Genomic DNA, 19041 nt, shown 5'->3' on the forward strand with positions numbered 1-19041 from the left:
TCGTCGTGTTTCTGTTACGTGACTAAGTCCGATTACCCGCGCTGGATGCCAAGGGTGGCAATCAGGTCCTCGTGGAGTTCGAACCAGACCCGGTGGAAGGAATCCCGGTCGGTAGCTGTCAACCAGGCTGTGTCCTGGACGGCGTGCTTGAGCGCCCCCAGCAGGCGCTCGGAGTAGCCCTCGAACCGAGGCAACAAACCGCTCAGCTGTGCTTCCAGTAGACGCCAGGACGCTAAGGCGCCTATCAGGACGTCCATGGCGCCTTCACCTGCCGAAGATTGCAGTTGGATGGCACTGCAGGCACCGACGACGCCGGTGTTGATGTCCGTGAAATTGTCATGGGCTGCCAGCACCGCGTCTCGTGCGCCGGCGCGGTCCAGTTCATCGGCCAGCAGCCGCTCGTTCTCCATTCTCCCGCGACTCGACAATGACCAACCGCTGGTCCCCGCGAAGGTGCTGTGGGAAACAAAGCCGTTCACGCCGGCGTCGATGAGCTGGGACTCCACCAACCCGGGGTCTTGCGAGAAACGAGCCGCCACCGCGTGGGTATCAGCGAAACCGAGAAGCCGGACCGCGTGGAGGGTGAGGAGTGTCATTCGGTATCCATCAGGGTGACTGTTCCCCGGGACCCGTCAATGGCCAGGGTCCCTCCGTCAGCGAGAAGGTTCAGCGCATCCCGTACACCCAGTACGGCAGGGATCCCGAACTCCCGTGCAACGATCGCGGCGTGCGACAACATTCCACCCGTTTCCGTGACCACTGCCGATGCCATTCCGAAGAGCGGCGTCCACGCGGGGTCGGTGGTACGGCAGACCAAAACATCCCCTGACTGGAATCGCGTGAACTCGTCGGGTCCGTGAATGAGCCGGGCATTGCCGCGGGCTGTACCAGTGCTGGCGCCGACGCCGCTGAGGATGGTCATCATCAGGCTATTTCTACTACAGAAAACCCTGCCCCGGCACCAACTACCGATGCGGCCGTCGAGCCAGCTGAGGCATCAAACCTGGAACGGTCTCTCACATCCCGGCCCTTAAAGCCCGATGCTCTCTCACTTTCCTGAAGAAAGTGAGAGAGCGATCGGCTGAAGGGCTTGTTATGTGCGAGAGGGTCGGGGGGTGGGGGCGCTACGCGAGGACGCGGAGTTTCGAACCCGAGCGGCCGAACAGTGCGGCGTCGGCAGAAAGCTTGCCCGCGCCGGCCAGCGCCAGGGCCAAGGCGGCGCCTGCGAAGAGCAGTACAAGCTCATACCCGCCGTTGCCGACGAAAACCCCGGCCGGCGCGTGCACCAGGAACAGCGCGCCGAGCATGTTGACGGCCAGCAAGGCTGCGAAGACGCGCGTCAGGAGGCCGATGATCAGGGCAATGCCGCCCACGAGTTCGAGGGTTGCGACGATCGGCGCTACTGCCGATGCGGCCGGGACTCCCATCTGGGTGAAAGAGGCCTGGGTTCCGGCGATAGTGAATTCGTTGAACTTCTGCCAACCGTGCGCGGCGAAGAGAAATCCTGCGATGACTCGCAGGATGGTCAGGGCTGTGGTGGTCAAGCTGGACTTGTTCATACCTTCAACCATTCCCGAGGAAACTTGAAGTGTCAACTAATTGTGGTCCTTTATGACCAAACTCCCAGCTACCGGCCCTGCAACCGCCGCTTGCTGCGCGGCTTAGCCTGGAGCCAAGGCTGCAGCAGCCGCGTAGTGATGGGCAGGAAGATGTAGGTCATCAGCGGGGTCAGGATCACGATGTTCAGCAGCACCGCGAATACCAGCGGCCAGTCCTGAGTCAACGGGTGCAACAGGAAATTGGCCAACAGGCTGAGCGGGAAGAACGGCAGGAAAATGCTGATGGCTTGCTTCCAGCGCGGCGGAACTACTGTTTCCGGCACAACCACAGAGACATCTCCGGGCCGCGAGAACCATCCTTCGATCCCCGTGTGGCGCTCCACCCGGGTTGTCTCCATCATGTCCCTGGCACTATCAATCCACCAGCGACGCTCCTCGGAGTCCTCCCACTCTTGCAGCGATTCGGCGTCTGCGAACCGGTAAAGCATGTGCCATTCAGTGGAATCCACCCCATTGCGTACCCATCCGGATCCCAGATATCCAGGCCATTCGCGGGCGAGTTCCTGTCCGGCGTGGGCCCAGGCATTCGCCTGCCGGGTATAGCCGGGAAGGATAGTGCGGGCGACGGAAACGGTGACGGGATGCTCATGTGACACGGCCCAAATGTACCCGGCCTGCGGCGGACTAGGCTTGTTTAGTGCCTCAAACCACAACCGCCCCCGCCCGCTCCAACGCCCGCGAGATCCTGCGCCTGGCCGTACCGGCATTCGGTGCGCTCATCGCCGAGCCCCTATTCCTGTTGGCTGACTCCGCCATTGTGGGGCACCTGGGCGTCGATCAACTCGCCGGCGTGGGACTTGCGTCCACCATTCTGCACACCGCTGTGGGGCTGATGGTCTTTCTGGCATATTCGACGACGCCGGCAGTCGCCCGGGCGATCGGCGACGGTAAGTTGGGGAAGGCTTTGGCAGCAGGGCGCGACGGCGTCTGGCTGGCGCTGCTGCTCGGGTTGGCGCTCGCTGTGGTCGGCTTCGTGGCGGCCGAACCGTTGGTTGGCTTCATGGGGGCGACCGGAGAGGTTAAGCAATTCGCCGTCGACTATCTGCGATGGTCCATGCCTGGGCTGGCCGCGATGCTCCTCATCTTCGCCGGCACGGGTGTCCTTCGTGGACTACAGGACACCCGGACACCGTTGGTGGTGGCAACCGCAGGCTTCGCCCTGAACATCGCCCTCAATCTGTTCTTCGTCTATGGGTTGAACATGTCCGTGGCGGGTTCGGCGGTGGGTACAAGCATCGCGCAGTGGGCCATGGCTGCCGTATATCTGGTGATGGTCAGCCGGAATGCGCGGCAACACGGCGTGTCCTTGAAGCCCGACTGGCACGGCGTCCGGGCCATGACCAAGGTGGGTTCGTGGCTCATGCTGCGTACGCTGAGCCTCCGCCTCGCCATCCTTGCGACTGTTTTGGTGGTGACTGCGCAGGGTGCCGTCAACCTGGCCGCGCACCAGTTGGCCATGACCATCTTTTCCTTCCTTGCCTTTGCCCTGGATGCGTTGGCGATCGCCGCGCAAGCCCTGATCGGCAAGGAACTTGGCGCCCGGAACGCCCAACGCGTCCGTGAATTGACCCGCACCATGATTCGTTGGGGCCTCGGATTCGGTGTGATCACCGGCGCGCTCCTGGCGATCGTGGCCCCGTGGGCCGGTTACCTCTTCACGTCCGACTCCGGCGTTCGATCAGCCCTGACCATCGCCCTCTGGGTCCTCGCGGTGGGACAGCCGCTTGCCGGCTATGTCTTCGTCCTGGACGGTGTCCTCATCGGCGCAGGCGACGCACGCTACCTGGCGATTGCCGGCGTCGTAAACCTGGTGGTCTACTTGCCGTTGCTGCTGGCCATCCACCAGACAAGGCCCGACGGCGAGGCGGGGCTGCTGTGGTTGTGGGCCGCGTTTGCGCTGGGCTACATGCTGGCCCGAGGCGTGACTTTGGGGCTCCGCGCGCGGACGGATCGGTGGATGGTGCTCGGTTCGCACTAAACTGGACGGGTGACTCTCCCAGCGACTCCTGCCCAGACTCCTTCTGCTCCCGCGGACGGACTCTGGAAACCCGTGCTGATCCGTGCCACGGTTGCGCTGCTGTTCGGGGCGGTCACCATCTTCTGGGCGTCGCCGTCGGTACACGTCCTGGCGTGGGCTGTGGGGCTGTATTTGCTCGCGACTGCAGGCGCTGTGTGGATGTCCAGGGCGTTACCAGTGGCCGTTCCGGTGGTTGTTGCACTCGGAGGCATCGGTGCGTTGGTCACCCAGTCTGACGAGGGTGTTGCCCTCTCGGCCATGTTCGCGTTGCTGGTATTGGGCCTCCTTGAGTTCGTCCATGGTCTCCGGAAGCGGGACGTGTTGGCGCGTGATTGGCTCATTTCGGGTGTTATCGCCGTGGGCACTGCCGTGATGCTGCCCTTCTTTACTTCGCTGGGCGCACATGCGCTGCTGGGCGTGGCTGGTGGTGGTGCCATCATTTCCGGCGTGCTGTGGATCCTCTCCGGGTTGACGCTGCGGCACGATGCCCGGAACGGGGCAGGCGGCCCTTCCCGGAACGCTGCGCCCGGCGCTTCGCCCGAGGCCGTAAACTAGTAGCTGGACGTTCTACTCTTTGTAGAACTTTTGCAGACCGGCGGATACGAACCGCCATCATTGGAGGAATGACCGTGGCAGACCAGACACCAGGAGAACCGCGCAAGATGCGGACCTCGGTCAAGGGACCCCTCATGTTCTCCGCGTTCTTTGCAGTACTGGCCTTCGTTGCCGTGCTCATCTTCGCCTCCGGCGGCAGCGCTCGCGCGCCACGCTTCGACCTCGCCTTCACGGGTGCAGGCATCGCGTTCATCGTGAGCCTCGTTGTGGCGGCCATGCTGTCCATGAGCCACAAGGAGAACGCCGACCACCTCGGCAAAGGCTCCGGCGTCAACCTCAGCTCCAAGCGCCCCGGCCACGGTGGCCCGGGCGCTCCGGATAGCGAGACTGAAACCCCCGACGCCGGCCACTAACCTTCCACGGTTCGGCGCTCCACTCCCGTGGAGCTGGCCTTGAGTGGACGGATGCTGACTAATTCCTGGTGTTGCGCCGGTTCCTTACGAACAGGAGTCCTGCGCCGACGACCAGGAGTGCTCCGGCTGCGTAGAGCAGGCCGGTTCCGACGCCACCGGTGAGGGGCAGTTCGAAGCCGCCGTTGGACGGGATGTTCTTCACGCTCAGGTCAATGCCGACACTGGTGCTGGCAGAGTTGATCAGGAAGGAGATCGGCTCGGCGAGCAGCTCGTATCCGGCCGGGGCGGTGGTCTCGACCAGGTAGTAGGTGCGGTAGTCAACCGAGCCCGGTGCAACAGCTGCACCATCTGCCCAGTCCGAGTAGCGCAGACCGGAGATGGTCAGCGTGCCATCGGCAGCGACGGTGAAGACGCTCTGGCCGTTCAGCGCGACCGGGTTGGTGCCGGCCAGTGCGTCAGCTTCGTTGGTGTAGACCGAGAAGGAAGCGCCGGCGAGGGCTGTGCCGTTCTCGTTGACCTTCTGCAGGGTCATTTCGCCCCACTTGGTCACGACCGGGGGAGTTACGATCGGGCCGCCGGGCTGGCCCGGGGTGATGGTGAAGCTGCCCAGGTTCGGGTAAACCAGAGCCTCGTTCTCGATTTCACCGATGGTGTTGACGGTGGTGTTCACGATGACCTGAACGCGGGTGTCCACGTGTGCGGCCAGTACTGCCAGGCCTGCGGGGGTGAAGACGATGGAGGCCGTGTTCGTTGCTGCGTCGAAGACCACGTTGTAGTGGGTGCCTTCGGTGATGACGGTGCCATCAAGCAGGGTGGCGGTGGCGCCCACGTAGGTCAGTTTGGGATCGAGGACGTCCACGATCTTGTAACCATCAATGACGGCTTCGTTGGGAATGTCACCGGTGATGGTGAAGTCAATCTGGTCGCCCAGCTTCACGTCGGGGGCATCCGTGACGGTCTTTTCTGCACCGGCAATGGAGTTCTTCGGGTAAACGTGAACATCGTAGATCCAGTTGTCCTGGTTATCCGGGTCGGTCAAGGGAACCGAGACCAGGAAAGGAGCTGCAGGAGTCACACCGGCGGGGTAGTTGGTCTCGGTGACCAGGTACAGACCCACGGGGAGGTTGGCGAACGCTGCGGTGCCGTCAGCAGCGGTGGTCTGAGCCTGCCCTGCACCCAAGGTGTAGCCGGCACCGGTAATGGAACCGGCCGGGTCCGACGGGGCGAAGACGCTGCTCAGGTTATGGGCTGCGTCCCAACCGGCGTTGGTCGACAGGTCAATGGTATTGACCTGCTGAATCGTGAACTCAATGCCACCCAACGGCGTCAACCCGGAGGTGTCGGGTGTTGCCATGGCGAGAGCGTCCCCCGCTCCAAAGTTGTTCCCGCCGCCATTGATCGGGGGTCGCGGTGGTTTCTCAAATTTGTGGATAGTAATGGAACCGCTCTGGTCCCCGTCAACCACCGGGGCGGCAGACGCCGGGGCAACGGAGAAGGACATTGCCAAGACCGCTCCGGCAATCGCTGTGGCCAAGGTGCGTGTACGCTCGAACTTTTTCCGCATGGAATTCCTATCCCTGACGCGCTGGCGGGCGGCCCTCGCGGAGGGTTGCCCGGATGTCCTTGCTTAGGGATAGGTGACGTCAATCCGGGATTCGTGATGCAAAACGAGGTGTGAACGTAGTCACATCTGGATAAGACGTGCGGCCTTGCCCGCCAGAGTAAGCGGCCTGCAGGTCGTTATCACTCGCCCTCGGCCGCCTTCCTGGCGCGATATGCAGCAACGTGGGCGCGGTTGGCGCAGTTCCCTGTGTCGCAGTAGAGCTTGGAGCGGTTGCGGCTGAGGTCAAGCACGACGGCGTCGCAGTCGTCCGCCGCGCACACCCGCATGCGGTCCATTTCCTTGCTTCGGATGACGTCGATGATGGCCATGGCGGCTTCGGTCCCCATCCGGACTGCCAGTGGTGCTTCCGGGGTGGTGGCGTGGAGATGCCAGTCCCAGTGGTCATGTTTCACGAGTTGGGGGAGCGCCTTCGCGTCGGAGAGCAGCTTGTTGACGGACTTTGCCGCAGTGTCCTCGTCAGCGCTCCAGAGTGCCGTCAGTTCGCTGCGGAGGCGCTTGATGCTGCTCAGTTCCGCCGGAGTGTTTACCCGTGATCCGGTGAACTCTTCGGCGTCCAGGAAAGAGTCAAGATCCTCTACGGTCACCAGTAATTCCCCGCCGTTGGCGGCCGTGTTGATCAAATTGACGACGCTACGAAGGGCAACCACGGTGTCAGGCGCAAAAAGCACTTTGACTCCTTACATGTTTCGAGAGTACTGTCATGACCATAAGCCCACTTTACTCCTGACAGGAGGCTGCTGTGTCAGCTCCAACGACGAAGGCTGATGCAAAGAGTTTCCTGGCATCAGGACTCGGCATCGCACTCTTTTCTTCCGCTGTTTTCGGCACGTCCGGCTCGTTTGCCAAGTCGATGCTTGAAACCGGTTGGTCACCCGGCGCCGCAGTTGCCGTGCGCCTCACCGGTGCCGCACTGATCTTGGTGATTCCCGCCGTCGTGGTTCTCCGCGGCCGATGGCACCAACTCAAGGACAACTGGCTTACTATCCTGCTGTTCGGGCTCATCGGAGTTGCAGGGTGCCAGCTCTTTTACTTCAATGCCGTGGCCCGCTTGTCCGTGGGCGTAGCTCTGCTGCTTGAGTATCTGGCTCCGGTGATGATTGTGCTGTGGCTCTGGATTGCCAGCCGACGGCGGCCCCGCGCGCTCACTGCTTCCGGTGCCCTGTTGTCCCTGGGCGGACTGGTCATGGTGCTTGATCTGACGGGTGCCGTGAAGGTCGACTTTATTGGAGTCCTTTGGGGTATGGCCGCCGCAGTCTGCCTAGTGATCTACTTCTTCATCACTGCCAAGGAGAATGACAGCCTCCCTCCGCTGGTGCTCGCTTCCGGGGGCCTCTTGGTGGGCGCGCTGGTCATGTGGCTCGTCGGGCTGCTGGGGCTGCTGCCCATGACCTTCAGCACCGCAGACACTACGCTTGGGCCGTGGACCACTCCGTGGTGGGTCTCCGCCGTCGGCCTCATCATCCTAGCCACAGTGCTCGCGTACGTTTCCGGCATCATGGCAGCACGCAGCCTGGGTTCCAAGGTGGCGTCCTTCGTGTCCCTGACCGAAGTTTTGTTCGCCGTGATCTGGGCTTGGCTGCTCCTGGGTGAACTCCCCGGTCCCATTCAGCTGCTGGGCGGCCTCCTCATCGTGGGCGGCGTGGTCCTGGTCCGGGTTGATGAGCTGCGGGGAGATCGCAGGGCGGCCAATACTGCCCAAGAAGCGGCCCGCGTTCTGGATCACCCGAACGACGTGGAACCCGTCCCTTACGGTCACATCACCAAGGCGCCCCGCAACTAAGCCACGGAACTCCCGGGTTTGTTCGAAGTCCCAGCCATACAACGGCGGTACGGGCGAACAACACCGGGAGCCCTGCTCTTAACAGTGAAAACCCCGGACGCTGATGCGTCCGGGGTTTTCCCAACTGTCTTAGTTGGAGGCCTGCTGCTGCTGCTCAGCGTTCTTCTGAGCGCGGTCGCCGGCTTCGCGAAGTGCGTCGGCAACCTTCTTCAGGTTGGAAGCGTGCTGGCTGTCCCACTCGCCGCGGAACTTGTCAGCGTCCGGGCCCTTCCAGTCGGTGCCGTCAAGTGCGCCCTTGAGCTGTGAACGCTGCTGCTCGATGTTCTCAGCACCGGCCTTCAGCTTGTTGCCGAGCTGACGAAGCTGATCAACATCTGCACCCCAAATAGCCATGAGATTCTCCTTCATTTTTTCGGACCCGAGCTCTTCGGCATCCCCAACGGCCTCCGGCTCATCCGGAAGATCCAATAGCTAAAACCTATCCCGGGAATCCAAAAACCGTCGATGGGCACCCCTCCCCATGTAGCAGTGCCCATAGTTAGCATGGGGTTATGTGCCGCAATATCAGGACCCTGCATAACTTCGAACCGCACGCTACGAGCGCCGAAGTGGAGGCCGCTGCCCTGCAATACGTGCGCAAAATCAGCGGATCCACCAAGCCATCCAAGGCCAACGAGGAAGCCTTCGCGGAGGCTGTCCACGAGATCGCGCACATTACGCAGCATCTCTTGGACTCCTTGGTGAGCCACGCCCCGGCGAAGAACCGCGACGAGGAAGCCGCCAAAGCGAAGGCCCGGGCTGCGGTCCGTTTCGGAACCGCGTAGCCCGGGCCACAACTGCCAGTCAGTTGCGTTACTTCCCGAACGAGCGCAGTCTCAGCGAGTTGGCAACTACCAGCACCGAGCTGGCTGCCATTGCTGCGCCCGCGATCATCGGGTTCAGGAATCCAAGTGCTGCCACCGGGATGCCAATCGCGTTGTAGAAGAACGCCCAGAACAGGTTGGTCTTGATGGTGGACAGTGTCTTGCGGGACAGCTCGATTGCCTGCACCAGCTGACCCAAATCACTGCCCATCACGGTCAGGTCCGACGCTTCGATGGCAACGTCCGTTCCAGAACCCATCGCGATACCGAGGTCCGACTGTGCCAAAGCTGCGGCGTCGTTGACGCCATCACCGGCCATAGCAACCGTGGCGCCGGATGCTTGGAGCTTCCGGACCGCCTCAACTTTCCCCTCCGGCAGCACACCGGCGAACACGTCGTCGGGTGAAATCCCGACGGCGGCAGCCACTTGGGCGGCTACGGCAGCATTATCACCGGTCAGCAGGATGGGGCGGATGCCCATGTCCTTCAGCTTCTGTATCGCAGCTGCGGAACCGGGCTTGATGGTGTCGCTCAGGCTTACGATTCCTGCGGCCTGGCCGTCCACTGCAACCCAGATAGCTGTGGCACCGCCGTTTTCCTCTGCCGCCAAGGCTTCCCGTTGGCTTGAATCGAGCGCGACACCGTTCTGCTCGAGCCAGCCTGAGCGTCCCACAACCACGATCTTTGAGGCCCCGTCCACTACAACGGTTCCCCTCACGCCGCCGCCGGGAGCGGAACTGAAGACGTCAACACCAGGCAAGGTGCCGGCGTCGGGCATGGCGTCCTTTGCCGCGGCGGCAATCGCGTGGGCGATCGGATGCTCAGAGGCCGCTTCAACAGCGCCCGCCAAGGTCAGGACGGTGGCCGGGGCGTAGCCGTTGAGGCCCACAGTGTGGTCCACAGCGAGCTTGCCGCTGGTCACGGTGCCCGTCTTGTCCAGCAGGATGGTGTCTACGTGGCGGGTGTCCTCAAGAACCTGCGGGCCCTTGATGAGGATGCCCAGTTGAGCTCCGCGGCCCGTACCCGTCAGCAGCCCGACGGGAGTTGCCAGGCCTAAGGCGCAGGGGCAAGCGATCACCAGAACGGCAACGGCTGCCGTGAAAGCCGCGTTGAGGTCGCCGGAGAAGAACAACCAAAGGATGAACGTGAGCAGGGCAATGACCAGCACGATTGGAACGAAGACGGCACTGATTCTGTCCGCGAGCCGCGCAATGGGTGCCTTACCCGTCTGTGCCTGGCTGACCAAGCGCCCCATCTGAGCGAGCGTCGTGTCGGAGCCCACGCGGGTGGCCCGGACCAGCAAACGACCGGAGGTGTTGATCGTAGCGCCCGTCACCAGGCTGCCCGGTCCAACCTCCACCGGCACCGATTCGCCAGTGACCAACGAGGCGTCGACGGCGGAAGCACCGTCCGTGACCACGCCATCGGTGGCAATTTTCTCGCCCGGGCGGACAACAATAACGTCATCCACGAGGAGTTGATCGGCGGGGATCTTCTGCTCCATCCCCTCCACGAGGATGGTTGCATCCTTGGCACCCAGGTTCAGCAGCGCCTTGAGAGCGTTGCCGGCTTTAGCCTTGGCGTTCGCTTCAAGGTAGCGGCCCAGAAGCAGGAATGTTGTGACCACCGCGGCAACCTCGAAGTACAGGCCGCCCCCGGACATGTTTTCCATGCCGGGGTGTTCAGTCATGCGGGGATCCACAAAGAGTTGCCACGCCGAGTAGAGGTAAGCAGCGATGACGCCAATGGAAACGAGCGTGTCCATGGTGGAGGCGAAGTGCCGGGCATTGACAGCCGCTGCCCTGTGGAAGGGCCAGGCCGCCCAGCTCACCACCGGTAGGGCCATCGCGCCCACAACCCATCCCCAGTTGGCGAACTGCAAGGCGGGGATCATCGAGATTGCGAACACTGGAATGGTCAGCAGCGCCGCGACGATCAGGCGGGGGCGCAGGGTTGAGGCTGCGGGGCCGTGAGCCATATGGTCTGTGTGCGCGGAGTGCTCATCGTGGTTGGCTTCGGCGGCGCCACTGGTGCCATGCTCGGCATGCTCGGTCGTGCCTCCCTTAGACGCATGCTGCCGCACGCCACCGGCGGCGCCGTGTGGTGCGGTTTCCGGTGTCAGTACAGCGCCAGCATGCTCCTGGGGTCCTTTAGTGGAGGTGTGTCCGTGGGCAACGTGGGCCTGAAGGTCATTGGTGTGCTGATGGGTGGTTTGGGGTTCGGGGGAGCGGGGGTTGCGGGTGTGGGGCGCGGGGGCTTGGCGGACAGTGGCTTTGTAACCCGTGGCGTTTACGGTGTCCACAATCTGCTGATCTGTCACGGTTGCCGGGACTGTGACGTGGGCTGATTCGAGGGGGAGGTTGACGCTGGCCTCCACGCCTTCGAGCTTGCCCAGTTTTCGTTCCACTCGATTAACGCACGAGGCGCAGGTCATGCCCTCGATGTCCAGTTCGATGACCCTGTGTGCGGGTTGGTTGAAGGTCTCCTGGCTACTCAAGAGGACTCCTAAGCTTCGTTGGCTACCACCAGGTAGCCGGCTTCTGCCACGGCCTCGCCAATTTCTGACGGCGAGAGCTCCTTGGTTGATGTGATGGTCACGGTGGACAGGCCGCCGGGGTTGAGATCCACGGCCACGTTTTCGACGCCGCTGAGCGACTCAAGTTCTTCGCTCACGCTGGATATGCAGTGGCCGCAGGTCATACCCGAAACGTTGACGTTGGTCTGGATGGTCTGGCTCATGGCGCTCTCCTTGGTGATGAGTTGAATGGTGTGGTGGTTATTGGCGGAGTTACCGCAGCAGGCGCCCGATGGCATCGGTGGCCTCCTTTACTTTGGCGTCGATCTGTTCGGCGCGGGCTTCGGGGTTGGGCTCGGAGGCGGCACCCACGACGCAGTGGCCGATGTGCTCTTCTACGAGTCCCAAGCTGACTGCATGGAGGGCCTTGGTGGCAGCTGCTACCTGGGTGAGGATGTCGATGCAGTATTTGTCGTCCTCCACCATCCGCGCGATACCGCGGACTTGCCCTTCAATCCGTTTCAAGCGTTTGAGGTAGGCATCCTTGTTGCTGGTGTACCCATGGGGTGCGGCGTGCTCCAGATCCACCTCGATGATGGGTGCATCCGGATTGCTCATGCTCAGGTCTGGCGTGCTCATGACTTGAAGCTATACCCATAGGGGGTATCACGTCAAGTACCCCCTGGGGGTATAAAAACAATCATGAACCCACGAGCCCTAATAGTCATCACGCCAGTAAAGGACTAGACCAACCAAGGCGGTAGGTATAGACCAAAAGATCCAAAAACTGGATTCTTGTTTTGCAATGCAAACCTTTTGGTAAATGTGCTTCCGCCCACACCCGCACGTTCATAGTGTTTGGTCTCATAGCCGCGGAGGGGGAAATCCCGCGGAACCCAACTTTCTCCTTGGAGGACACTTGAAACTCGCACGCTCCGCAGCGGCCATAGCCATCGCAGCGCTCGCCTTGACCGCTTGCGCTCCGCCCACCTCAAACAACGCAGCCTCCAGCTCGGACGAGCAGACGGGCACCGTCCGCGTCTGGCTCTTCTCCGAGGTCAATCAGGATCCCAAGGCCGCAGTGGTCAAGGAAGCCGTTGCTGAATTCGAAGCGGAACACAGCGGTGCCAAGATCGATGTCCAGTACATTCCCGTCGACAGCCGCGCCGAGCGATTCAAGGCGGCATTCAACGATCCTTCCAGCGCGCCGGACGTGGCTGAGTTCGGTAATACCGACCTCGCTAGTTACGTTGCATCCGGCGGACTGGCCGACGTCACCGAGGACATCAAGTCCTGGGATGAGTCCAAGGACCTGGACGAGAAAATCCTGGACACCACTGAGATCGACGGCAAGAACTACGGTGTTCCGTGGTTCGTTGGCGTTCGCGCCCTCTACTACCGCACGGACCTCCTGCAGCAGCTGGGCCTTGAGGTTCCCAAGACCTTGGATGAGGTAGAAACCGTTGCCCGTGCTGTCCGTGCAGCGAACCCGGACCTGCTGGGCATTTCCGTGGGTGGCGCCGCGCAGTTCTCGGCCATGCCGTACCTGTGGGCCAACGGCGGCGAGATCGCCACGAAGGAAGGCGACGCGTTCGTTTCCGGACTGGACTCCGCTGAGTCGCGTGAAGGCGTCGCCGCCTACACGCGACTCCTCAAGGACGATATTTGCCCGGCCCAAACCTGCGCCGAGTTCGGTGGAAATGCCAGTGTCCAGCAGTTCATTGCAGGTAAATCGGCCATGACCATCGGCGGCGACTTCAACTACAAGGCTGTCGCAGCCAGCGCCATCAAGGACAAGTTCGCCGTGGTTCCCGTTCCCGGCAAGACGGCCGGCTCCATCGCACCGGCCTTTGCTGGCGGTAACAACCTGGGTGTCTTCAACAGCAGCGAACGCCGCACCCTCGCAGCCGACTTCGTAAAGACGCTGGCCAGCAAGAAGTACCAGCAGAAGATGTTCGATTCCATGGGCAACCTCCCCACCTTCAGCGACGTGCAGAAGTCCGTAGCGGAGAACAACAAGCAGGTGGAACCGTTCATCAACACCCTCGGCGCCGGCACCAAGTTCGTCCCGGTCACTGAAAGCTGGTCAACCATCGACGCCCAGGGTGTGTTCACCGGCATGTACCAGAAGGTGGTCACAGGGAAGGCTGACGTCAACGCCGCAACCACCGAGGCTGCAACGGCCATGAATACGGCATTCGGGTCCAAGTGATGCGCTGCAGTATAAAAATCAAAGGCACATCATGACGGCGCTCACACCGGTTCTGCCGGATGCGCCGCAGGGCGGCAGGCCGGGTAAGGGATCGACGACGGCGGCCCGCAAGTCCCGGCGTTTCTCCAACGGAAAGCGCCGGCTGGAGCCATGGCTCTACCTGGCCCCGGCGTTCATAGTCCTGATCGCACTGCTTGGCTACCCGATCTTCCAGCTGATCAACGTCTCGCTGTACGACTACCGCCAGGCACAGGTCAGCGGCAAGGCGCCCCTGAACTTCGTGGGCCTCGAGAACTACCAGAAGCTCTTCGCTGACCCACAGTTCTGGACTGTCCTTGGCAATACGGTGGTGTTTGCCACCGCCTGCGTGGTCTTCACCTTGCTGGTGGGCAGCTCCCTCGCAGTGCTCGCAACCAGGCTGCGCCCGTGGGTCCGTTCGATGCTGTTCGTCGTCTCGCTCGGCGCGTGGGCTACCCCTGCGGTCACGGGCAGTGCCGTTTGGCTTTTCCTGTTCGAGCCAACCTTGGGCCTGGTCAACAAGACGCTGGTGGCTATCGGGCTCACCCAGTTTGAGGGCTACTCCTGGACCTACGACAAATGGTCGGCGTTTGGGCTCGTTGCCAGCGAAGTGGTGTGGTGCTCGTTCCCGTTCGTGCTGGTCACGGTCTACGCCGGCATCCAGGCGATCCCCACGGAGGTCATTGAAGCGGCCAGGATTGACGGTGCTTCCATGCCCAGGATTGCGCGCAGCATCATGCTCCCGATGCTCAGGCCAATCGTGATCGTGGTGACCATCCAATCCATCATTTGGAACTTCAAGATCTTCTCGCAGATCTACATCATGACCAACGGCGGTGGGATCGCGGGCCAGAACCTGGTGCTCAACGTGTACGGCTACCAGCAGGCATTCGCCGCCAGCCTCTATGGCCTCGGTTCTGCGCTCGGCGTCATCATGACGGCCCTCCTCATGGTCATCACCCTGGTCTACCTCCGGATCCTCAAGAGAACAGGCGAAGCCCTATGACCGCCGTCGACGTTTCCTCAGTCCCTCACAGAAAGACGCAAGCGGAGGCTCCGCAGAAGCTGCGCAAGCAAGGCAAGCGCCGCTTCGGAGCCGATGCCGCGGCGATTGTCATCGCCCTGATCGTTGCCTTCCCACTGTTTTGGATGGTGCTGTCCGCGCTGAAACCCAAAACTGCGCTCGACGCCGGTGATGCGGCACCGTACACGGTGGAACCGTCGCTGGACTCGTTCGGGCGCGTCCTGGGTGTGAACAATTTTGGCCAGTACTTCCTCAACAGCGTGATTGTGGCTCTGGTGGTGGTGGTGCTATCCACCGTCCTGGCGTTCCTCGCAGCCGTGGCCCTGACCCGCTACAACTTCAAGATGCGCACCAAGCTGCTGATTATCATCCTGGTCTCGCAAATGGTGCCAGTTGAAGCACTGACCATTCCGCTGTTCTTCCTCCTGCGCAATGCCGGGGAGGCCATCCCATTAGTGGGGCTGAACCAGTTGGGTTCGCTGGTGCTGGTGCACGTGGGATTCAGCATTCCGTTCGCTATTTGGATGCTGCGTGGTTTCGTGGCTGCTGTACCGCTGGAGGTTGAGGAGGCCGCCCGCTTGGACGGCGCCAGCAGCTTCCGGTTTGTCCGTTCCATCCTGTTCCCGCTGGTGGCACCCGGAGTGGTGGCATGTTCGGTGTTCTCCTTCATTTCCACTTGGAACGACTTCCTGTTTGCCAAAACATTCATCATCTCCGCCCAGGAGAACCAGACGCTGCCCATGGCACTGCTGACGTTCTTCAAGCCTGACCAAAACGATTGGGGAGCCATCATGGCCGGCTCGGTCATCATGACCATTCCTGTGCTGATCTTCTTCGTATCAGTTCAGCGCAAGCTCGTGTCCGGACTGGCCGGGGCGGTGAAGGGATGAGCGCAGCGCACCAGTTGGTTCCCGCACCGTGGTCTTACTCTGCGGGCACGGGCGAGTTGGAGCTCGACGCCGGCACAACCTTGGGCGCCGATCCTGAACTGCGCGGTCCTCGCCGCTGGCTCGCCCGGGCTTTGGGCGCATCGACGGGTTGGGACGTGGCCCCCGTGCCGTCTGAGGAAGCGGACATTCGCCTCCGGCTGGACCCTACGCTCGACGCCGAGGCCTACCGCTTGGAGGTGAGTGACGCCGTCGTGATTTCTGCGGGTGGTGCTGCCGGTGCCTTCTACGGTGCACAGACGCTGTTGCAGTTGATGGGGCCAGCGGCCCTACGGCAGGCTCCCCTTGCTTCCGTTCGAACCTGGCCAGTGCCGCGGGTTTCTGTGGAGGACAAGCCGCGCTTTGGCTACCGCGGGACCATGCTGGATGTCGCGCGGCACTTTATGCCCAAGGACAACGTGCTCCGGTTCATCGAGGTGATGGCCATGCACAAGCTCAATGTCCTGCACCTGCACCTCACGGATGATCAGGGGTGGCGAATCCAGATCAACCGGTATCCCAAGCTGACGGAGGTCGGGGCGTGGCGACGTGAATCATCGCTGGGTTCCTGGCGCGCAGGCGTCTTCGATGGCCGCCCGCATGGCGGCTTCTATACGCAGGACGACCTCCGGGAGATTGTGGCCTTCGCAGCTGACCGGCACATCACCGTCATCCCGGAGATCGACGTTCCCGGGCACAGCCAGGCTGCCATCGCTGCCTATCCGGAGCTCGGCGCGACGTCATCCGATGAATCAGCGCCTGTGGAGGTGTGGACGCGGTGGGGTATCAGTGAAACGGTCCTGGAAGTGTCCGATACCTCGCTCGAGTTCTACCGGAACGTGCTGGACGAAGTGGTGAAGATCTTCCCCTCCCCGTGGATAAGTCTCGGCGGGGACGAAGTGCCACTCACCCAATGGCAAGCCAGTGCAGAGGCGCAAGCGAAGGCCAATGAGCTGGGCTTGGAGGATGTTTCCGGCTTGCACAGTTGGTTCGTGGGGCAGTTGGCGTTGCATCTGAAACGCCATGGCCGCGCCACCTCCGTGTGGGATGAAATCGGCGACGGCGGCCTCCCGGACGGTGCCCTCGTGGCCTCTTGGCGCGGATACGAGGGCGGGATGGATGCCCTGAGGAACGGGTACGACGTTGTGATGTGCCCTGAGCACAAGCTGTACCTCGACCATCGCCAAGCCGATGGTGACGACGAGCCAGTGCCCGTTGGCTTTGTGACAACTCTGCAGGCGGTCTACGAGTTTGAGCCATTACCAGGTGTAGACGGCACGGAATTCCCCGGACGTCTCCTGGGTGCCCAGGCCAACATTTGGAGCGAGCATCTGGATTCGCCCCGGCGCGTGCAGTTCGCAGCGTTCCCGCGCCTCAGCGCCATCTCCGAAGTGTTCTGGTCCAAGCCGGAGGGCCGGGACTACGATGAGTTCCTGACCCGGCTTACAGGTGCACATCTGGCGCGCCTCGAGGATATGGGCGTGGAATACCGTCCCCTTGCAGGGCCGGCACCATGGCAGCAGCGGCCGGGTGTGGAGGGTTGGAAACGAGATTACGACGCCGAGCAGCTCGTGAGGAACTGAGTGACTACTGAAGGCAAGGATGCCCGTAATTCCTCGGCATCGCTTCGCAAGGCGCTGGCTTTGCTGACTGTGGTGGCCGAGGAGCCCGGCAACGGTGACGGGCTTGCGCTCGTGGAGCTTACCCGGCTGTCCGGTTTGAACAAGAGCACGCTGTTGCGTTTAGCCGCACCTTTGCTGGAGGAAAATCTGCTGGAGCGCGACCACGAGACAGGCAAGTTCCGCCTGGGCCACGGCTGTTTGCGGCTGGGCCAGTCATACCTTGACCGGGTGGATCTGCGCAGCGTAGCCAACGGCGAGCTCCGGAGCCTCATGCGCGCCACGGAAAGCACCTGCCACTTGGTGGTGCTTTCAGGGCACGACGTCGTCTACCTGGACAAGGTGGAGGACGAGGCCACGGTGCGGATGGCTTCCCGCGTCGGAGCCACCATGCCGGCGTACTGCACTGCCGTGGGCAAGGCCATGCTGGCGTTCAGTCCGGAGGAAGTGGTAGGACCGATCCTCGCGGCGGAGCTCCACCCGCTGACGGAGAAGACCATTACGGACCCTTCCCTGCTTCGCGCTGATTTTGAGGCCATCCGGCGGCGTGGCTATTCCATAGACGATCGTGAGAATGAACCGGAAGTACGCTGCGTGGCCGCTCCGATCTTCGGCCACGACGATCACGTGGTTGCCGCACTATCCGTATCGTCGTTGTCCTCCCGGATGACTGCTAAGCGTGTCCGGGAGGTTGGGCCCATGGCAGCTGAGACCAGCCTCCGGATCTCCGCCAAGCTGGGCTCGCGGCGGGCAAGCGCGAAACTGGCGAAGCTCGCATGAGTATCAGCGCAGCGGACTACTTTCGCGCCAAGCTGCAGTGCGAGATTGATGTCATGGAAGTGGCTGAGTCCCAACCCGGTTCATTGGTTGTGGTGGACACACGCCGGCAGTCCTCGTGGGATCACGGACATATTCCCCATGCCGTACATATTCCGACGGCGGATATTCCGGCCTTGGCACAAGAACTCATCCCAGCCGGTTCCCAAGTAGTGGTCTACTCCTGGGGGCCCGGGTGCAACGGGAGCACCTTCGCTGCGCTCGCCTTCGCTGAACTCGGCTACTCCGTGAAGGAAATGGTCGGTGGCATTGAGTACTGGATCCGGAACGGGCTTCCCATGGCAACAGCAACAGCCGCGGGGACCGTGCAAAGCAAGCCGGATTCGTTGGTGACAGCACACACGTCCTGAAGTGAAAGCGGGAATGATGGCGGTTTTCGTACTGATTCACGGTGGTGGTTCCACCGCATGGGACTGGCATTTGGTCAGCCCGCTGCTTGAAGCATCAGGGCATGGTGTGGTGGCAGTTGACCTGCGCATCGAAGACATCGACGCCGGACTTGAGGACTATACCCGCGCGATGACGGAAGCAGTTGGCGATGCTGAGCACACCATCGTGGTGGGCCACTCGCTGGGAGGCTTCACGGCACCGTTGGTGTGCGACAAACTCCACTCCGACGGCCTGGTGTATCTCTCGGCCATGATTCCCATGCCGGGTGAGACCTTCGGGGACTGGTGGGCCAACACCGGGCATGACCGGGAGACGATCCCCGATGACGCTTTCTTCAATCTCGTGCCTGATGAGTTGGCTCGCGAAGCCACTGAGAGGGAACGGGACCAGCAAGGCGCTTGGATGTCAGGGCCGTGGCCCGGCCTTCATCCGAACGTTCCCACCTTGGCAATTTTGTGCCGGGATGACCAGTTCTTCCCAGCGCCCTTCATGAGGCGACAAGTACAAGAGCGGCTTGGGGTTGAACCGGTCGAGATTCCAGGGGGCCACTACGTTACCCTGAGCCATCCGGACGCTGTTGCGGCGGTACTCACCGACTTTGCTGAACGCACCGCAAGGGAACGCTGAGG

Annotated in this window: 23 protein-coding genes; 13 read left to right on the forward strand and 10 right to left on the reverse strand. The window is 62.1% G+C overall.

Features of this window, described 5'->3' with window-relative positions:
• Positions 1-32: 32 nt before the first annotated feature.
• The 4 genes from M1D89_RS02490 to M1D89_RS02505 form a co-directional block, all read right to left on the reverse strand.
• A complete protein-coding gene (locus M1D89_RS02490) occupies positions 33-596 on the reverse strand; it encodes a hypothetical protein (RefSeq protein ID WP_498647721.1) in 564 nt (187 codons plus the stop codon).
• Complete coding sequence (locus M1D89_RS02495; protein WP_498647723.1) at positions 593-925, reverse strand: PEP-utilizing enzyme; 333 nt, start codon at positions 923-925, stop codon at positions 593-595. The genes M1D89_RS02490 and M1D89_RS02495 overlap by 4 nt, the downstream gene beginning before the upstream one ends.
• Positions 926-1124: 199 nt before the next feature.
• Positions 1125-1559, reverse strand: a complete 435-nt coding sequence (locus M1D89_RS02500; protein WP_498647725.1) for a DoxX family protein — start codon at positions 1557-1559, stop codon at positions 1125-1127.
• Positions 1560-1627: 68 nt separating this feature from the next.
• The gene (locus tag M1D89_RS02505) at positions 1628-2215 is read right to left on the reverse strand and encodes an antibiotic biosynthesis monooxygenase (protein ID WP_498647727.1); all 588 of its coding nucleotides are present in this window, start codon (positions 2213-2215) and stop codon (positions 1628-1630) included.
• A 41-nt stretch (positions 2216-2256) separates the two neighbouring features.
• Between M1D89_RS02505 and M1D89_RS02510 the strand changes: the two genes are divergently transcribed.
• From M1D89_RS02510 to M1D89_RS02520, 3 genes are all read left to right on the forward strand, one after another.
• Positions 2257-3597, forward strand: coding sequence for an MATE family efflux transporter (locus tag M1D89_RS02510; RefSeq protein WP_498647729.1), 1341 nt, complete (start codon positions 2257-2259; stop codon positions 3595-3597).
• Positions 3598-3606: 9 nt separating this feature from the next.
• Positions 3607-4191: a hypothetical protein gene (locus M1D89_RS02515; protein WP_498647731.1), complete on the forward strand. Its 585-nt coding sequence runs from the start codon at positions 3607-3609 to the stop codon at positions 4189-4191.
• A 68-nt stretch (positions 4192-4259) separates the two neighbouring features.
• Positions 4260-4604, forward strand: a complete 345-nt coding sequence (locus M1D89_RS02520) for a hypothetical protein (protein ID WP_091464094.1) — start codon at positions 4260-4262, stop codon at positions 4602-4604.
• 58 nt (positions 4605-4662) lie between these two features.
• On the opposite strand, the gene M1D89_RS02525 is transcribed toward M1D89_RS02520, so the two are convergent.
• Positions 4663-6111, reverse strand: coding sequence for a SpaH/EbpB family LPXTG-anchored major pilin (locus M1D89_RS02525; protein WP_498651028.1), 1449 nt, complete (start codon positions 6109-6111; stop codon positions 4663-4665).
• Between M1D89_RS02525 and M1D89_RS02530 the strand changes: the two genes are divergently transcribed.
• Positions 6041-6235: a hypothetical protein gene (locus tag M1D89_RS02530; protein WP_498651029.1), complete on the forward strand. Its 195-nt coding sequence runs from the start codon at positions 6041-6043 to the stop codon at positions 6233-6235. The two genes, M1D89_RS02525 and M1D89_RS02530, sit on opposite strands and share 71 nt — an antisense overlap.
• Before the next feature lie 112 nt (positions 6236-6347).
• Here the strand turns inward: M1D89_RS02530 and M1D89_RS02535 are convergent, their stop codons facing one another.
• On the reverse strand, positions 6348-6896 hold the full coding sequence (locus M1D89_RS02535) for a CGNR zinc finger domain-containing protein (RefSeq protein WP_498647733.1): 549 nt from the start codon (positions 6894-6896) through the stop codon (positions 6348-6350).
• Positions 6897-6967: 71 nt separating this feature from the next.
• Between M1D89_RS02535 and M1D89_RS02540 the strand changes: the two genes are divergently transcribed.
• Positions 6968-8008, forward strand: coding sequence for an EamA family transporter (locus tag M1D89_RS02540; RefSeq protein ID WP_498647735.1), 1041 nt, complete (start codon positions 6968-6970; stop codon positions 8006-8008).
• 129 nt (positions 8009-8137) lie between these two features.
• On the opposite strand, the gene M1D89_RS02545 is transcribed toward M1D89_RS02540, so the two are convergent.
• A complete protein-coding gene (locus M1D89_RS02545) occupies positions 8138-8401 on the reverse strand; it encodes a WXG100 family type VII secretion target (protein WP_011776688.1) in 264 nt (87 codons plus the stop codon).
• Between the two features lie 158 nt (positions 8402-8559).
• Here M1D89_RS02545 and M1D89_RS02550 point away from each other — a divergent pair, with 158 nt between their 5' ends.
• Positions 8560-8832, forward strand: a complete 273-nt coding sequence (locus M1D89_RS02550; protein WP_216924537.1) for a DUF2277 domain-containing protein — start codon at positions 8560-8562, stop codon at positions 8830-8832.
• Between the two features lie 28 nt (positions 8833-8860).
• Here M1D89_RS02550 and M1D89_RS02555 read toward each other — a convergent pair whose 3' ends face one another.
• The 3 genes from M1D89_RS02555 to M1D89_RS02565 are packed head-to-tail and all read right to left on the reverse strand — an operon-like array spanning position 8861 to position 12025.
• Entirely contained in the window at positions 8861-11368 is a 2508-nt protein-coding gene (locus M1D89_RS02555; protein ID WP_498647738.1) for a heavy metal translocating P-type ATPase, read from the reverse strand.
• An 8-nt stretch (positions 11369-11376) separates the two neighbouring features.
• Positions 11377-11610, reverse strand: a complete 234-nt coding sequence (locus M1D89_RS02560) for a heavy-metal-associated domain-containing protein (RefSeq protein WP_498647740.1) — start codon at positions 11608-11610, stop codon at positions 11377-11379.
• Positions 11611-11659: 49 nt separating this feature from the next.
• Positions 11660-12025, reverse strand: a complete 366-nt coding sequence (locus tag M1D89_RS02565; RefSeq protein WP_420179463.1) for a metal-sensitive transcriptional regulator — start codon at positions 12023-12025, stop codon at positions 11660-11662.
• Positions 12026-12305: 280 nt separating this feature from the next.
• On the opposite strand from M1D89_RS02565, the gene M1D89_RS02570 reads away from it, so the two are divergent.
• Genes M1D89_RS02570 through M1D89_RS02600 form a run of 7 tightly spaced genes read left to right on the forward strand, consistent with a single transcriptional unit; the run spans position 12306 to position 19039 of the window.
• Positions 12306-13598, forward strand: a complete 1293-nt coding sequence (locus M1D89_RS02570) for an extracellular solute-binding protein (protein ID WP_498647742.1) — start codon at positions 12306-12308, stop codon at positions 13596-13598.
• 31 nt (positions 13599-13629) lie between these two features.
• On the forward strand, positions 13630-14622 hold the full coding sequence (locus M1D89_RS02575; RefSeq protein ID WP_498647744.1) for a carbohydrate ABC transporter permease: 993 nt from the start codon (positions 13630-13632) through the stop codon (positions 14620-14622).
• Positions 14619-15530, forward strand: coding sequence for a carbohydrate ABC transporter permease (locus M1D89_RS02580; RefSeq protein WP_498647746.1), 912 nt, complete (start codon positions 14619-14621; stop codon positions 15528-15530). Before M1D89_RS02575 ends, M1D89_RS02580 begins: the two co-directional genes overlap by 4 nt.
• Positions 15527-17149: a beta-N-acetylhexosaminidase gene (locus M1D89_RS02585; protein ID WP_498647748.1), complete on the forward strand. Its 1623-nt coding sequence runs from the start codon at positions 15527-15529 to the stop codon at positions 17147-17149. The genes M1D89_RS02580 and M1D89_RS02585 overlap by 4 nt, the downstream gene beginning before the upstream one ends.
• Positions 17150-17965: an IclR family transcriptional regulator gene (locus tag M1D89_RS02590; RefSeq protein ID WP_498647750.1), complete on the forward strand. Its 816-nt coding sequence runs from the start codon at positions 17150-17152 to the stop codon at positions 17963-17965.
• On the forward strand, positions 17962-18372 hold the full coding sequence (locus M1D89_RS02595; protein WP_498647752.1) for a rhodanese-like domain-containing protein: 411 nt from the start codon (positions 17962-17964) through the stop codon (positions 18370-18372). Before M1D89_RS02590 ends, M1D89_RS02595 begins: the two co-directional genes overlap by 4 nt.
• Before the next feature lie 13 nt (positions 18373-18385).
• Positions 18386-19039, forward strand: a complete 654-nt coding sequence (locus tag M1D89_RS02600; protein ID WP_498647754.1) for an alpha/beta fold hydrolase — start codon at positions 18386-18388, stop codon at positions 19037-19039.
• Positions 19040-19041 lie beyond the last annotated feature (2 nt).

This window comes from Arthrobacter sp. D3-18, assembly GCF_054408525.1.

Bases quoted from the DNA above. Each gene is read 5' to 3' on its own strand.
- M1D89_RS02490 (WP_498647721.1), bottom strand. From the start codon at position 596: ATGACACTCCTCACCCTCCACGCGGTCCGGCTTCTCGGTTTCGCTGAT.
- M1D89_RS02495 (WP_498647723.1), bottom strand. From the start codon at position 925: ATGATGACCATCCTCAGCGGCGTCGGCGCCAGCACTGGTACAGCCCGC.
- M1D89_RS02500 (WP_498647725.1), bottom strand. From the start codon at position 1,559: ATGAACAAGTCCAGCTTGACCACCACAGCCCTGACCATCCTGCGAGTC.
- M1D89_RS02520 (WP_091464094.1), top strand. From the start codon at position 4,260: ATGACCGTGGCAGACCAGACACCAGGAGAACCGCGCAAGATGCGGACC.
- M1D89_RS02530 (WP_498651029.1), top strand. From the start codon at position 6,041: ATGGAACCGCTCTGGTCCCCGTCAACCACCGGGGCGGCAGACGCCGGG.
- M1D89_RS02545 (WP_011776688.1), bottom strand. From the start codon at position 8,401: ATGGCTATTTGGGGTGCAGATGTTGATCAGCTTCGTCAGCTCGGCAAC.
- M1D89_RS02550 (WP_216924537.1), top strand. From the start codon at position 8,560: ATGTGCCGCAATATCAGGACCCTGCATAACTTCGAACCGCACGCTACG.
- M1D89_RS02560 (WP_498647740.1), bottom strand. From the start codon at position 11,610: ATGAGCCAGACCATCCAGACCAACGTCAACGTTTCGGGTATGACCTGC.
- M1D89_RS02565 (WP_420179463.1), bottom strand. From the start codon at position 12,025: ATGAGCACGCCAGACCTGAGCATGAGCAATCCGGATGCACCCATCATC.
- M1D89_RS02575 (WP_498647744.1), top strand. From the start codon at position 13,630: ATGACGGCGCTCACACCGGTTCTGCCGGATGCGCCGCAGGGCGGCAGG.
- M1D89_RS02580 (WP_498647746.1), top strand. From the start codon at position 14,619: ATGACCGCCGTCGACGTTTCCTCAGTCCCTCACAGAAAGACGCAAGCG.
- M1D89_RS02585 (WP_498647748.1), top strand. From the start codon at position 15,527: ATGAGCGCAGCGCACCAGTTGGTTCCCGCACCGTGGTCTTACTCTGCG.
- M1D89_RS02595 (WP_498647752.1), top strand. From the start codon at position 17,962: ATGAGTATCAGCGCAGCGGACTACTTTCGCGCCAAGCTGCAGTGCGAG.
- M1D89_RS02600 (WP_498647754.1), top strand. From the start codon at position 18,386: ATGATGGCGGTTTTCGTACTGATTCACGGTGGTGGTTCCACCGCATGG.